12 protein-coding genes are annotated in these 14,033 nt (G+C 67.5%); 8 read left to right on the forward strand and 4 right to left on the reverse strand.

Annotation, left to right across the window (positions count from 1 at the left end; genetic code table 11):
• Positions 1-78: 78 nt before the first annotated feature.
• On the reverse strand, positions 79-1,404 hold the full coding sequence (locus tag AC1DFU_RS09745; RefSeq protein ID WP_092294498.1) for a putative bifunctional diguanylate cyclase/phosphodiesterase: 1,326 nt from the start codon (positions 1,402-1,404) through the stop codon (positions 79-81).
• A gap of 287 nt (positions 1,405-1,691) precedes the next feature.
• Here AC1DFU_RS09745 and AC1DFU_RS09750 point away from each other — a divergent pair, with 287 nt between their 5' ends.
• From AC1DFU_RS09750 to AC1DFU_RS09785, 8 genes are all read left to right on the forward strand, one after another.
• Positions 1,692-3,311, forward strand: a complete 1,620-nt coding sequence (locus tag AC1DFU_RS09750; RefSeq protein WP_441592844.1) for a methyl-accepting chemotaxis protein — start codon at positions 1,692-1,694, stop codon at positions 3,309-3,311.
• 30 nt (positions 3,312-3,341) lie between these two features.
• Positions 3,342-3,812, forward strand: a complete 471-nt coding sequence (locus tag AC1DFU_RS09755) for a chemotaxis protein CheW (RefSeq protein ID WP_441592845.1) — start codon at positions 3,342-3,344, stop codon at positions 3,810-3,812.
• Positions 3,809-5,092 carry a CheR family methyltransferase gene (locus AC1DFU_RS09760; protein ID WP_477137273.1) on the forward strand — a complete coding sequence of 428 codons (1,284 nt, stop codon included), beginning with the start codon at positions 3,809-3,811 and terminating at the stop codon, positions 5,090-5,092. Before AC1DFU_RS09755 ends, AC1DFU_RS09760 begins: the two co-directional genes overlap by 4 nt.
• The gene (locus tag AC1DFU_RS09765) at positions 5,085-5,765 is read left to right on the forward strand and encodes a chemotaxis protein CheW (protein ID WP_441593680.1); all 681 of its coding nucleotides are present in this window, start codon (positions 5,085-5,087) and stop codon (positions 5,763-5,765) included. Before AC1DFU_RS09760 ends, AC1DFU_RS09765 begins: the two co-directional genes overlap by 8 nt.
• Positions 5,762-8,035 (forward strand): hybrid sensor histidine kinase/response regulator, encoded by a 2,274-nt coding sequence (locus AC1DFU_RS09770; RefSeq protein WP_441593681.1) that lies wholly within the window; start codon positions 5,762-5,764, stop codon positions 8,033-8,035. Before AC1DFU_RS09765 ends, AC1DFU_RS09770 begins: the two co-directional genes overlap by 4 nt.
• On the forward strand, positions 8,032-9,072 hold the full coding sequence (gene cheB / locus AC1DFU_RS09775) for a chemotaxis response regulator protein-glutamate methylesterase (RefSeq protein WP_441593682.1): 1,041 nt from the start codon (positions 8,032-8,034) through the stop codon (positions 9,070-9,072). Before AC1DFU_RS09770 ends, cheB begins: the two co-directional genes overlap by 4 nt.
• A 2-nt stretch (positions 9,073-9,074) precedes the next feature.
• On the forward strand, positions 9,075-10,100 hold the full coding sequence (locus AC1DFU_RS09780; protein WP_441593683.1) for a diguanylate cyclase domain-containing protein: 1,026 nt from the start codon (positions 9,075-9,077) through the stop codon (positions 10,098-10,100).
• 419 nt (positions 10,101-10,519) lie between these two features.
• Positions 10,520-11,299 (forward strand): DUF4397 domain-containing protein, encoded by a 780-nt coding sequence (locus AC1DFU_RS09785; protein WP_092294484.1) that lies wholly within the window; start codon positions 10,520-10,522, stop codon positions 11,297-11,299.
• Positions 11,300-11,348: 49 nt separating this feature from the next.
• On the opposite strand, the gene AC1DFU_RS09790 is transcribed toward AC1DFU_RS09785, so the two are convergent.
• The 3 genes from AC1DFU_RS09790 to AC1DFU_RS09800 all read right to left on the reverse strand — a co-directional run bounded on the left by AC1DFU_RS09790 (position 11,349) and on the right by AC1DFU_RS09800 (position 13,763).
• Positions 11,349-11,672: a transcriptional regulator gene (locus tag AC1DFU_RS09790; RefSeq protein WP_441593684.1), complete on the reverse strand. Its 324-nt coding sequence runs from the start codon at positions 11,670-11,672 to the stop codon at positions 11,349-11,351.
• A gap of 113 nt (positions 11,673-11,785) precedes the next feature.
• A complete protein-coding gene (locus AC1DFU_RS09795; RefSeq protein ID WP_092294480.1) occupies positions 11,786-13,288 on the reverse strand; it encodes a tripartite tricarboxylate transporter permease in 1,503 nt (500 codons plus the stop codon).
• 13 nt (positions 13,289-13,301) lie between these two features.
• Entirely contained in the window at positions 13,302-13,763 is a 462-nt protein-coding gene (locus AC1DFU_RS09800) for a tripartite tricarboxylate transporter TctB family protein (protein WP_092294478.1), read from the reverse strand.
• Between the last annotated feature and the right edge of the window lie 270 nt (positions 13,764-14,033).

Genomic DNA, 14,033 nt, shown 5'->3' on the forward strand with positions numbered 1-14,033 from the left:
GGTCGGGTGGATATGCGCGGAAACAAGTCTTGCAGATGCTGACAGGACGACCGGTTTGCTGCGACGCAGCATAAACGCTCAGCGCGGCTGGTTGCGCAGGAAGTCGGTCAGCCGGTCAGGCGGCATCGGGCGGCCATAGAAGTAGCCTTGGGCCTCGATGCAGCGGTTGGCGAGCAGGAAATCGCGCTGCTCGGCGGTCTCCACGCCTTCCGCCACCACGCCGATGCGCAGGCTTTCGCCCACATTGATGACCGAGCGGACGATGGCGGCGTCCACATCGTCGTGGGTGACGTTGCGGATAAAGGACTGGTCGATCTTGAGCCGGTCCACGGGGAACGTCTTCAGGAAGCTCAGGGAGGCGTAGCCGGTGCCGAAATCGTCGCAGGTCAGCGTCACGCCGTCCCGGCGCAGGGCCTGGAGCTGGTCGGAGACATCGTCGCCCTGCTGCAGGGCGATGGTCTCGGTGATTTCGATCTCCAGCAGCTTCGCCGGCAGCTCCAGCGCGCGCAGCACGTGGCGCACCTCGGTCAGCAGCCGGCTTTCCGATAGCTGGGCGGCGAACAGGTTGATGGCCACGCGCGGCGGTTCGGCGAAGGTCAGCGACCACGCCCGCGCCTGGGCGCAGGCGGTATGCAGCAGCCACATGCCCACGTCGCCGGCCACGCTGCTGGCCGCCAGGGCGTCGATGAAAGCGGCGGGCGTCAGCAGGCCCAGCGTCGGGTGGCGCCAGCGCATCAGCGCCTCGGCGCCCACCACGCGGCCATCGCGCAGATCCACCTGGGGTTGATAGAGCAACTCGAACTGGCGCTGGGCATAGGCCTCGCGCAGCGCCTGCACCAGCGACAGCCGCGTGGTCACGTCGGTGCGCATCTGCGGCTTGAAGAAGCGGATGGTCCGGCCGCCGTCGTGCTTGGCCCGGGCCAGCGCCAGGCTGGCCGCCGCCAGGACATCGGACGAATTCTCGCCGCCGGCCGGCATCACGCAGGCGCCGATACTGGCCAGCACATGGTGCCGGCGGCCGTTCATTTCATAGGGGGCGGACAGCATCGACAGGATGGCGGCGCTCACGTGGCGCACCAGCGTCGGGTCCGAAATGGAGGTCAGCAGCACGCCGAACTCGTCGCTGCCCACGCGGCCGATGATGGCGTCGCGCGGGGAGGCGTCGGCCAGCCGCCGGGCCACGCCCTGGAGAATGGCGTCGCCCTCGGCATGCCCGTGCATGTCGTTGAAGGCGCGAAAGTCGTCGATGCCCACCAGCAGCAAAGCAAAGCGTGGCGGCGCCTCGCTGCGCAGGCGCGCCTCCAGTCGCGTCAAGTATGCCTGGCGAGCGACCACGCCGGTCAGCGGATCGAGATCCGCCGGCGGCAAGGCGCCAGTCGCCTGTACCTCCGACCTGGCCACCATCCCTGCCCTATCAGTTGTGATGAACATATGTCCCGCTCAAGCTATTTGGCAAGTGTGACGAAAACCATGGAAAAATCAAGCGGTACAGAAATGCGGCGCAACCGCGCAACGGCGCGGGCTGGCGGGCGGCTGCCCGGCACCCTCCCACGTTGTCAGCGCCGGGCGCTTACAGTACCCTACGCCGCAAACGCCTGCCGCACCCGCAAGGCCATCCGCCTTCCGGCGGATAGCGCCCCGCCGCGAATCCTGCCAGCGGCTCATTCAAGCAGACCAACGCGGACCCGACCGTGAACAACTGGACCATTCGCTCGCGCATCCTGGCGAGTTTCAGCCTCATTCTCCTTGTCATGGCGCTGATGGGCGTGGTCGCCTATAACCGCCTGTCCGCCATCGAGCATGAAAGCGATGTCATGCGCAACGATGCCCTGCCCGGCCTGAACTACAGCGCGGGCATGCGCGGCATCTGGGGCGAGTTCTACGTGCTGGCCTGGCAGATCGTGACCACCGACGACGCCGGCGCGCGCAACCGCCTGCTGGCCCAGCACCAGGACGCCACCCAGCGTTTCCACCGCATGGAACAGCTGTATGAAGCATCCATCGTCCGCGCGGACGATCGAGCCCGTTTCGCGGCGTTCAAGGAACTTCACGCACGATACGACCAGGCTGCGCAACTTTACCTCGACCCGACCAAATGGCGCGACACCGCCACCGCCGAGACCGCCCTGCGCGGGCAGGCCCACGACGTCTGGCTCGACGGCCGCAAGGCGCTGCAATCCCTGGTCGACGACAACAACGCCATCGCGAGCGGCGCCGCCACCGACATCAGCAAGGCCGTGGATGGCGCCAAGAAGAGTATCGAGGTGGCGCTGACGCTGGCGGTGGTAGTGGCCGCGGTCTGCGGCTACCTGCTGCTGCGTTCGATTACCGTGCCGATGGGCGGCATCGTCTCGCTGCTGACCGGCATGCGCGGCGGCGACCTGCGCCAGCGCATGGCGCTGGGGCGGCGCGACGAATTCCTGGCCGTCGAGGAAGGCTTCAACCAGATGTCCGGCGAACTGACCACGCTGGTCGGGCAGGCGCAGCGCTCGGCGATCCAGGTCACCACGTCGGTCAACGAGATCGCCGCCACCGCCCGCCAGCAGCAGGCTACGGCCACCGAGACCGCCGCCACCACGACCCAGATCGGCGCTACCTCGCGCGAGATCTCGGCCACTTCGCGTGACCTCGTGCGGACAATGGGCGAAGTCTCCCATGCCGCCGAGCAGACCGCCGGGCTGGCGGGCACCGGGCAGGTCGGGCTGTCGCGCATGGAGGCGACCATGCACCATGTGATGGAGGCCGCCGGCTCGGTCAACGCCCGGCTGGCCACGCTCAACGAGCGCGCCGGCAATATCAATCAGGTGGTGACCACCATCGCCCGCGTGGCGGACCAGACCAATCTGCTGTCCCTGAACGCCGCCATCGAGGCCGAGAAGGCCGGCGAGTACGGGCGCGGCTTTTCCGTGGTGGCGACCGAGATCCGGCGTCTGGCGGACCAGACCGCCGTGGCCACCTACGATATCGAGCAGATGGTGCGCGAGATCCAGTCGGCCGTCTCGGCCGGGGTGATGGGCATGGACAAGTTCTCGGAGGAAGTGCGCCGGGGCATGTCCGAGGTGACCCAGGTGGGCGACCAGCTTTCCCAGATCATCGGCCAGGTGCAGTCACTGGCGCCGCGCGTGCAGATGGTGAACGAGGGCATGCAGGCGCAGGCCGGCGGCGCCGAACAGATCAACCAGGCGCTGATGCAGCTGTCCGAAGCCGCGCAGCAGACCGTGGAGTCGCTGCGCCAGTCGAGCCAGGCCATCGACGAGCTGACCCTCGTGGCCAACGAACTGCGCAGCGGCGTCTCCCGCTTCAAGGTGTGAGCGCGGGCTCCGCGACGCGCATGTCCCGCCATGGCCCTCTTCCTGCTGTTCCGCATCGGTCCTGACCACTACGCGCTCGATACCGCCGAGGTGGCCGAGGTGCTGCCGCTGACCACGCTCAAGCAGATTCCGGGGGCGCCGGCATGGGTCGCCGGGCTGATGGTGCGTCATGGCCAGCCGGTGCCGGTGATCGACATCCCGGCGCTGGCCACGGGCACGCCCGCCGTGGCGCGCCGGAGCACGCGGACCGTGCTGGTGCACTATCGCCGCACAACCCACGATCAACCCGCCCGCCTGCTCGGCCTGCGGCTCGAATACGCCACGGAAACCCTGCGCGCCGATCCCGCCGCCTTCGTCGACGGCGGCATCGACCCTGCCCCGGTGCGCTACCTCGGGCCCGTGCTGCACGACGCGCGCGGCCTCGTGCAATGGGTGCGCGTGGGCGCGCTGCTGCCCGATGCCGTGCACGACCTGCTGTTTCCCGATCCAGCCCCGGCATGACCGACGCCCCGCACCCGCTCACGCCCATCGAGGTGTTGCTGAAAGAACGCATCGGGCTCGATGCGGGCGCCATCGGCGCCGGCACCATCGCGCGCGCCGTGCTGGAACGTCAGATCGCCGTGGGCGCCGCCGATCTCGGCAACTACTGGAACGTGCTGCACGCGGTGCCAGACGAGCTGCAGGCGCTGATCGAAGCCGTAGTGGTGCCCGAAACCTGGTTCTTCCGCCATCGTGAAGCGCTGCTGGCCATGGCGAGCTTTGCCGCCCACCGTATCTTCGGCGATGGTGTGCCGATGCTGCGCGTGCTGAGCGTGCCCTGCTCCACCGGCGAGGAGCCGTACTCCATCGTCATGGCGCTGCTGGACGCCGGCGTGCCGCCCGAACGGTTTCGCGTGGATGCCGTGGATGTCAGCGCCCGGGCGCTGGAGCGCGCGCGCGCCGGCCACTATGGCAACAACGCGTTCCGGGGCCGGCCGCTGGACTTCCGCGAGCGCTACTTCGCGCCGGTGGCGGCGGGCTACCAGATTGCCGATGGCGTCCGGGCACAGGTCCGGCTGCTATCCGGGAATCTCCTCGACCCGTCGCTGCTCGCAGCCGAGCCGCCCTACCACGTGGTGTTCTGCCGCAACCTGCTGATCTATTTCGATCCGGATACGCAGCGCCGCGCGGCGCAGGCGCTGGTGCGCCTGGCGCGCCCGGACGGTCTGATCTTCGTCGGCCCGGCCGAAGCCAGCCTGCTGACGCGCGAAGGGCTCGCCGGCGCCGGGGTGCCGCTCGCCTTCGCCTTCCATCCCCACGCGGTGCGCCCGCCCGTGCGGGACGTGCCGGCGTCGTTGGCATCGGCCTTACCCCGTGCGCCGCTGCCGGCTTCCCCCGCCGCTCCCGCGCGCCGGCCCCAGCCGGCCCCCGCGTTGCGCGCCGCGCCGCCCGCCGCCACGCACGCGCGCCCGCCCGCGCAGCAAGCCGGCGGCGATGCGCTCGCGGAGATTGCTGCCATGGCTGACCGTGGCGATGTGGCCGACGCCACCGTCGCGTGCGAGCAATACCTGGCACAGCGCGGCCCATCCGCCAACGCCTACTGCCTGCTCGGCGTGCTGCACGACGCCGCCGGCCACGTCGCCGATGCGCATGCCGCCTACCGCAAGGCGGTGTATCTCGATCCCGGCCACGAGGAAGCCCTCTACCACCTTGCCGCCCTGCTCGATAGCGAGGGCGACGCCGGCGGTGCCGCGCGCCTGCGCGAACGCGCCCAACGTCACGCCCGCATGAGCCATGGTTGAAACCTCCGCCACCCTGCTGCCGAACCTTGCCGCCATCGACGATTGCTGGCGACGCATCGGCGTGTCCGGCGACGCCTCGTGCCCGCTGCTGGCGACGCACGTCCACTGCCGCAACTGCCCGACCTACGCGCAAGCCGCCACGGCGCTGCTCGACGCGCTGGCCGTCGATGACCTTGTGGATGCCGCCACGCTCGATCAACCTACCAGGAGTGCGTTCCATGTCGACCGTGCCGCAGGGCAGTCTTGCGTGGTCTTCCGCGTGGGCGATGAATGGCTCGCGCTGCCGACCGCCGTGCTCGGCGAAGTCACCGCGCCCGCGCCGATCCACTCGCTGCCGCACCGCCGCCACGCGGCGCTGGTTGGCGTGGCATCGGTGCGCGGGGCGCTGCTGACCTGCGTGTCGCTGGCGCTGCTGTTCGGCGGCACGGCGGCCGATCCCAGCCGCGCGGGACGGTTCCTGATGCTGGGCCAGGGGCGCAATGCCATTGCGCTGCCTGTGGCCGAAGTGGCAGGCGTGCAGCACGTGCCCCACGCCGCGCTGCTGCCGCTACCGGCTACGCTCGCCCGCGCCTCCGCGCACTACACGCGCGCCCTGTTCGAGCATGACGGCCACACGGTCGGCCTGCTCGATGCCGACCTGCTCCGGCAGGCGCTGTCGCGGAGCCTGTCATGAATCCCGAACAGCTCCGCGATGCCTCGATGCTCGAACTGTTCGCGCTGGAGGCGGACGCGCAGGCGGAAATCCTAAACGCGGGGCTGCTGGCGCTCGAACGCGAGCCTGCGGCGGCCACGCACCTGGAATCGTGCATGCGCGCCGCCCACTCGCTCAAGGGTGCAGCGCGCATCGTCGGGCTGGATGGCGGCGTGCGCGTGGCGCATGTGATGGAAGACTGCCTCGTCGCCGCGCAGCGTGGCGGCCTGCTGCTGACGCCGTCCCATATCGACGCCCTGCTGCAGGGCACCGACCTGCTGCAGCGGATCGGCCATCCCCCGGGCGGCGCGCTCGACTGGCCCGAGCGGGAAGGACTGGCCGAGATCGACGCCTGCGTCGCGCACCTCAACGCGCTGCTCGACGGCACTGAACTGGAGCCGGCCCCCGCGCGGATGCCGGCGGTATCCGCAGCAACGCCCGAGGTTCTTCCCCCCGAAGTCCCGCCCGCCCCTCAGGCCACGGCCGCCGCCGACCCGCAGGAACGCATGCTGCGCGTCAACGCGGACCGGCTGGACCGGCTGCTGGCCATGGCCGGCGAATCCATGGTGGAGACGCACTGGCTGCGCCCGTTCTGCGGCGCCATGCAGCAGGCGCGGCGCCAGCAAATGCGCGCGCTCCAGGCGCTGGAAGGCATCCAGGCCCTGCTGGCCAGTGCCGATGGTACCGTGCCACGGCTACGCGCCGCGCTGGCCGAAGCGCGCCAGTTGCTTGAGGACAGCCACGGCCAGCTTTCGCAGCGCGTGGAGGAGATCGACCAGTACGATCATCGGGCGAGCCGGCTGTCGCGCCAGCTTTACGACACCGCGCTGTCCTGTCGCATGCGACCGCTCTCGGACGGCATCATGGGCTATTCGCGCATGGTGCGCGACCTCGGCCGCGCGCTCGGTAAGCCCGTGCATCTGGCGCTGGCGGGCGAACAAACCCAGGTGGACCGCGACATCCTCGAACAGCTCGACGCCCCGCTGGCCCACCTGCTGCGCAATGCGGTGGATCACGGCATCGAGCCGCCCGAAGTGCGCCGCGCCGCCGGCAAGCCCGAGGAAGGGCGCGTCTCGCTGCACGCACGCCATAACGCCGGGCGGCTTGTCATCGAGATCTTCGACGATGGGGCCGGCGTGGACTTCGGCGCGTTGCGCGAGGCCATCGTGCGCCGCAGCCTGGCGCAGCCCGAGACGGCGGCGCGGATGTCCGAGACGGAACTGCTCGAATTCCTGCTGCTGCCCGGCTTCAGCCTGCGCGAGACGGTGTCTCATGTCTCGGGGCGTGGCGTCGGGCTGGATGCGGTGCAGGACATGGTGCGCGCCGTGCGCGGCAGCCTGCGGCTCTCGCAGCAGCCCGGCAGCGGGCTCCACTTCCATCTCGAATTGCCGCTTACGCTGTCCGTCGTGCGCACGCTGCTGGTAGAAGTCGCCGGCGAAGCCTATGCCTTCCCGCTCGGGCACGTCATGCGTGCCGTGGCGGTGCGCCGGGACGAGATCGAGCAGGTGGAACAGCACCAGCACTTCCGCCATGACGGCCGGCCCGTAGGCCTCGTCAGCGCGGCGCAACTGCTGCAACGGCCCGAGACCGCCACCCCGGACGCCGACACCGTGCCGGTAGTCATCATCGGCGAGCAGGATCGCGTCTACGGCATTGCCGTGGACCGCCTGCTGGGTGAACGCATGCTGGTGGTGCAGCCGCTGGCGCAGGCGCTGGGCAAGATCAAGGACATCGCGGCGGGCAGCCTGACCGACGACGGCACGCCCGTCCTGATCTTCGATGTCGAGGACATGCTGCGCTCGGTCGAGAAACTCGTGTCGGATGGCCGGATCGAGCGCGTGCGCCAGGCCGGCGCCGGCACTGCCGACGTCCGCCGCAAGCGGGTGCTGGTGGTCGACGATTCCCTGACCGTGCGCGAACTGGAGCGCAAGCTGCTGGCCGGGCGTGGCTACGATGTGGCCGTGGCCGTGGACGGCATGGATGGCTGGAACGTCCTGCGCGCGGAGCCCTTCGACCTCGTCATCACGGACGTGGACATGCCGCGCATGGACGGCATCGAACTGGTCACCCGCATCCGCGAGGAGCCGCGCCTGCGGCAGTTGCCGGTGATGATCGTGTCGTACAAGGACCGCGAGCAGGATCGCGAACGCGGGTTGCAGGCTGGCGCGGACTATTATCTGGCCAAGGGCAGTTTCCATGACACGGCGTTGCTGGACGCCGTGCTGGATCTCATCGGCGAGGCACGTGCATGAAGATCGGTATCGTCAATGATTCTTCGCTGGCCGTGGCGGCGCTGCGGCGCGCCATCGCGCTCGATGCCACGCACGAGATCATCTGGGTGGCCGGCGATGGCGAGCAGGCCATACGCATGGCGGCCACGCAAACGCCCGACCTGATCCTGATGGACCTGCTGATGCCGGTCATGGATGGCGTGGAAGCCACACGGCGCATCATGGCCGCCACGCCGTGCGCGATCGTCGTGGTGACGATGGACCTCGGGCGCAACGCGGACCAGGTGTTCGCCGCGATGGGTCACGGCGCGATCGATGCGGTGGACACGCCCACCCTGACCGAACCGGACGCGCAACTCGCGGCGGGGCCGCTGCTGCGCAAGCTCCGCAACATCGCCCGGCTGCTGAAAGGCCGCGCCATCGCATCGCATTCCCTGACTGCCGCCACGCCTACGCCGGCCGCGCCCCGCCTGGTGGCGATTGGCGCCTCGGCAGGCGGGCCGGCTGCACTGGCCACGTTGCTGGGCGCGCTGCCGGCTGACTTCGGCGCGGCGGTGGTCGCAGTGCAGCACGTGGACGAGGCGTTCGCGCCCGGCATGGCCGAGTGGCTCAACGCCCAGTGCGCGCTGCCGGTGGGCATCGCGCGCGCCGGCGAGCGGCCGCGAATCGGCACCGTGGTCCTGGCGGGCACGAACGATCATCTGCGGTTGATACATGCCGCGCGGATGGCCTACACCCCGGAGCCGGGCGATTACCTGTACCGGCCTTCCATCGACGTGTTCTTCGAATCGGTGGTGGAGCACTGGCGCGGCGAGGCGGTCGGCGTGCTGCTCACCGGCATGGGCCGCGACGGTGCCCGCGGCCTCAAGGCCATGCGTGACCGGGGCTACCTGACCATTGCGCAGGACCAGGCCACCAGCGCGGTGTACGGCATGCCCAAGGCGGCTGCGGCGCTCGACGCCGCTGCAGAGATCCTGCCATTACCCCGGATTGCCGCGCGGCTGGTCAAGGCGTGCGGCGGCGGTCAACAGAACAAGAACAAAGCACAGGATGCATGAAAATGCCAAGATCTAACCCACCGGCCGATGCGGCGGCCAACAGCACAAAAGGCGCCAACAACGAATACATGGCGATGGTGCTGCTGGTCGACGACCAGGCCATCATCGGCGAAGCGGTGCGCCGCGCGCTGGCCGGCGAGCCCGACATCGACTTCCACTACTGCGCGCAGCCGGACGAGGCCGTGGCCGTGGCGGAGCGCACGCAGCCAACCGTCATCCTGCAGGACCTGGTGATGCCGGGCACCGACGGCCTGACGCTTGTGCGGCGCTATCGGGAGAACCCGGGCACGCGCGACATCCCCATCATCGTGCTCTCCACCAAGGAAGAGGCGACGATGAAGAGCGCCGCGTTCGCGGCTGGCGCCAACGACTATCTCGTGAAGCTGCCGGACACCATAGAACTCGTGGCGCGCATCCGCTATCACTCGCGCTCCTACCTGAACCTGTTGCAGCGCGACGAAGCGTATCGGGCACTCCGGCAGAGCCAGCAGCAGTTGCTCGAAACCAACCTCGAACTGCAGCGGCTGACCAACTCCGACGGCCTGACCGGGCTCTCGAACCGCCGCTATTTCGACGAGTACCTCGGCGCCGAGTGGCGGCGCGCACAGCGCGAGCAGACGCAACTCGCACTGCTGATGATCGACGTGGATGCCTTCAAGGCCTACAACGACACCTACGGCCACGTGGCCGGCGACGAGGTGCTGCGCCGCGTGGCGGGCGTGATCCGCGACAACTGCGCGCGGCCGGCTGACCTGCCCGCGCGTTTTGGGGGCGAGGAGTTCTCGATGATCCTGCCGGCCACCTCGGCGGGCGGTGCAAGGTTGCTCGCGGAGAAGGTGCGGCGCGCGATCGAGTCGCTGCAGATTCCGCACAACGGGTCGCCCACCAGTGGCGTGGTGACCATCAGCATCGGCGGCGCGGTGATCGTGCCCGATGAAACTGGCGATGCCAGCCGCCTCGTGCAGGCAGCGGATACCGGCCTCTATCAGGCCAAGCGCAACGGCCGCAATCAGGTCGTGATGGTGTAAGTATTTCCCGCGCGCGGCACCGCGCCGCGCGCCACCCCTCTTGCCCCACGGCCGACAACGCCTAGCGCCGTGTAAGAACTACCTCACCCTTTTGGACCACGTGCCGCGCCATGTCTTCGCGCGGCATTCCCCATGCTCGATGCGCGCGACACAACGTGTACTTGTATCAGCTTTGTAACCGAACTGTGGGAATTCTCCGACATTGATATCGGAGTCGCCCGGCTGTCTCCCCTCTCCCCGCATGTCTATCGTTGCATCAGGCAAGCGCATTCACGCACGGCTGCCAGCAGCAACAGTAACGATTGCCCGCGCGGCACGCCACCATCGCCATTCGAGAGAGCACCGGCGCATTGGGTCGGTGTGAGGTCTTGTGCGTGTCGCGCGCCCCAATGATCCCAACGTAAAAGAGGTGAAGAACCATGGAAATCAAGCGGAACATCATTCTGGGCCTGGCGCTCGCGACCACGGCAGTCCTGGCAGCGTGCGGTGGCGGCGATGACGGCATCGACGACCGCGTGGGCCTGAGCAAGCCCTCGGTGCGCGTCATCCACGCCGTGACGGCCGGCCCCAACGTCGACGTGCTGCAGAACGGCGCGCTGACCTCGCTGAGGAACATCCCCTACAAGACAGTCTCGGGCTATTTCAACGTCGAGGAAGGCAATAACCTGTTCGCGTTCAACCTGGCCAACACGTCCACGCAGATCGGTGCGACCACGGTTTCGGCGCACACCGGCCACAAGTACACCGTGGTGGCGCTGCCTGGCACGACGGCCGCCGACGTGCTGCAGATCGACGATCCGTACGGCAAGGGCCTGCTGGACACCTCCGCCCGGATTCGTGGTCTGAACGCCTCGATCAATGCGCAGAACGTGGACATGTACCTGACCACGCCGGCGCAGGACATCGCCGCCGTGAACCCGACGATCGCCGCCATCAGCTATAAGAATGCGGTGCCGGCTTCGGGTCAGGATTCGATCTATGTGGATGGCGGCACCTATCGCCTGCGCGTGACCGCGGCCGGTACCAAGACCGTGATCTTCGATTCGGGCGCGCTGACCGTGAACAAGAACGACGACTGGCTGATTACCACGATCCCGGCCGACGGCTTCGGTGCCGTGGTGCCGAACAAGATCAAGGTCCTGGTGGCACAGAGCAGCACGAGCAACGCCACGGCGCAGGAACTGGTCAGCCAGCAGTAAGCCCCGCTACATAGCAAGAGCCCTCTCCTCGGGCCAGGACGCCGCCGCTTCAGGCGGCGTCTTTCTTTTGCGCGTGGTTGCCTGCGCCCGGCAGGTCGGACTTGAGTACGTCGAGGTGCGAGAGGTACGCGTCCAGTTCGGCGCGACCGCTGTCGGTGATGGTATAGACGCGGCCGTTACCTTCCACGAGTTCCGCCGTGATCGAGCGAGCGATCATCAGGCTGCGCAGAACGGGCCGCAGTGCGCGGATGTTCTTGTCGATGCCGCGCTCGCGCAGCCGCTCCATCAGACTGAAGACGGTAGAGGGGCTGGCCTGGACGAGCTTGAGGATGTAGAGCCGGGAAACGACCCGGTCGAGCGAAGGCGTGATCATGGGCGCAGTCGCTTTGGAAAGTCCTTAAAAAAACGGGGTGCACGAGGCACCCCGAAAGCTTGCGTTGTGTGCCCGGCAAAAGCCGGTGTTGCTCAGGAGAGCGCCACGGAGCGCTATTCCTCCTGGAACGCTTCCTCGCGCTTGGCCTTGATCGACGGCAGTGCCACCACGGCCACCAGTGCGGCAGCAGCAATCAGCAGGCCCATCGACAGCGGACGCGTCACGAATACGGTGAAGTCACCACGCGACAGCAGCAGCGAGCGGCGGAAGTTCTCTTCCATCATCGGTCCCAGCACGAAGCCGAGCAGCAGCGGGGCCGGTTCGCACTTGAGTTTCAGGAACAGATAGCCGATCACGCCGAAGCCAGCCGCCATGAACACGTCGAACGTCTGGTTGTTGACCGAGTACACGCCAATGCCGCAGAACACGAGAATCGCGGGGTACAGGAAGCGATACGGCACGGTCAGCAGCTTCACCCAGATACCGATCATCGGCAGGTTCAGGATGATCAGCATCAGGTTACCGATCCACATCGAGGCGATCAGGCCCCAGAACAGCGCCGGGTTGCTGGTCATCACCTGCGGGCCGGGCTGGATGTTGTGGATGGTCATCGCGCCCACCATCAGCGCCATCACGGCGTTAGGCGGAATGCCCAGCGTCAGCAGCGGGATGAAGGACGTCTGTGCCGCGGCGTTATTGGCCGATTCCGGACCCGCCACGCCTTCGATGGCGCCCTTGCCGAATTCATGCGCGTACTTCGAGGTCTTCTTCTCGAGCGAGTAAGCCGCGAACGAAGCCAGTGCCGCACCGCCGCCGGGGAGAATACCCAGCGCCGAACCCAGGGCCGTGCCACGCAGCACCGCCGGGATCATGCGTCGGAAGTCTTCCTTGGTCGGGAACAGGTTCGTCACCTTGTTCGTGAACGTCTCGCGGGCTTCCTTCTGTTCCAGGTTCGCGATGATTTCCGCGAAGCCGAACATACCCATGGCCAGTGCGACGAAGTCGATGCCGTCGGTCAGCTCAGGCACGTCGAACGAGAAGCGCGCGGCACCCGAGTTCACGTCGGTACCGATCAGGCCCAGCAGCAGACCCAGCACGATCATCGACACGGCCTTCGGCAGCGAGCCCGAGGCCAGCACCACGGCACCGATCAGGCCCAGCACCATCAGCGAGAAGTACTCGGCGGGGCCGAACTTGAATGCCAGTTCCGACAGCGGCGTTGCGAAAGCCGCCAGAATCAGCGTAGCCACGCAACCAGCGAAGAACGAACCGAGACCGGCAGTGGCCAGCGCCACGCCAGCACGGCCGCGCCGCGCCATCTGATAGCCATCGATGGTGGTCACCACCGACGACGACTCACCGGGCAGGTTCACCAGAATGGCGGTGGTGGAACCGCCGTACTGGGCGCCGTAGTAAATACCAGCCAGCATGATCAGGGCAGCCACCGGGGGCAGCGTGTACGTGACCGGCAGCAGCATGGCGATGGTGGCGAGAGGGCCGAGGCCCGGCAGCACGCCAATCAGCGTCCCCAGCACGCACCCGAGGAAGGCGTACGCGAGGTTCTGCAGGGACAATGCCGTGGAGAAGCCCAGGGCAAGGTGATCGAACAATTCCATTTGGACGGGCTCCTTAGCCGGTAATGAAGGCAGGCCACACCGGCATCTGCAGGTTGATGCCGTACACGAAGGCGCCCAGGCTGATCAGCACGAGCACCACGCCGTTCAGGAGTGCACCCTTCCAGCTGAACTCATGGCTCGCCATCGACGAGACCAGCACCAGCACAAAGACCGACAACACCATGCCGAGCGGCTTGAGCAACAGGCCGAACAGCACCACGGAACCGAGAATCCACAACAGCGTCTTGAGGTCCCAGCGCGCGAGCTGGTCGTCTTCGCCCTTCGTCGAGAGCGAACCCACCGTCACGATCGCGCCCAGCAGGGCGAGCACGAGTCCGAGCAGGAACGGAAAATATCCTGGCCCCATCTTCGCCGCCGTTCCCATGGAATAGCCGCGCGCGACGAAGGAAAAGCCCAGGCCGACCAGGACGAACATCAGGCCGGAGGCAAAGTCCTTTTGGCTGCGTATGCGCAAAATGAATCTCCTCAAAGTGGTGAAAATCGGTACCGCGCGGCCGCCGGCTCTGGCGCCCGCACTGCGGATGCATGACAGGCAAAGCATCCGATGCGACGGAGCGAACAGTAGAGACGCGATCTTTCAGGCGCCTTTCATTTGTCTGGCTTCAGGGTAATTCCTGATTCCGTTATCAGAAGTGGGCCGACTCAAATACATCATGTTGTGATGTATTTAATCGATATGATCGACAGCGCGTGAAAGTCAACTGAAAGGCTGGGCGAAAGGGGA

The organism is Cupriavidus sp. 10L45 (assembly GCF_056395225.1).

Excerpts from the sequence above, each read along its gene's own strand:
- AC1DFU_RS09745 (WP_092294498.1), bottom strand. The coding sequence starts at position 1,404 with ATGGTGGCCAGGTCGGAGGTACAGGCGACTGGCGCCTTGCCGCCGGCG.
- AC1DFU_RS09755 (WP_441592845.1), top strand. The coding sequence starts at position 3,342 with ATGGCCCTCTTCCTGCTGTTCCGCATCGGTCCTGACCACTACGCGCTC.
- AC1DFU_RS09760 (WP_477137273.1), top strand. The coding sequence starts at position 3,809 with ATGACCGACGCCCCGCACCCGCTCACGCCCATCGAGGTGTTGCTGAAA.
- AC1DFU_RS09765 (WP_441593680.1), top strand. The coding sequence starts at position 5,085 with ATGGTTGAAACCTCCGCCACCCTGCTGCCGAACCTTGCCGCCATCGAC.
- AC1DFU_RS09770 (WP_441593681.1), top strand. The coding sequence starts at position 5,762 with ATGAATCCCGAACAGCTCCGCGATGCCTCGATGCTCGAACTGTTCGCG.
- cheB (WP_441593682.1), top strand. The coding sequence starts at position 8,032 with ATGAAGATCGGTATCGTCAATGATTCTTCGCTGGCCGTGGCGGCGCTG.
- AC1DFU_RS09780 (WP_441593683.1), top strand. The coding sequence starts at position 9,075 with ATGCCAAGATCTAACCCACCGGCCGATGCGGCGGCCAACAGCACAAAA.
- AC1DFU_RS09785 (WP_092294484.1), top strand. The coding sequence starts at position 10,520 with ATGGAAATCAAGCGGAACATCATTCTGGGCCTGGCGCTCGCGACCACG.
- AC1DFU_RS09790 (WP_441593684.1), bottom strand. The coding sequence starts at position 11,672 with ATGATCACGCCTTCGCTCGACCGGGTCGTTTCCCGGCTCTACATCCTC.
- AC1DFU_RS09795 (WP_092294480.1), bottom strand. The coding sequence starts at position 13,288 with ATGGAATTGTTCGATCACCTTGCCCTGGGCTTCTCCACGGCATTGTCC.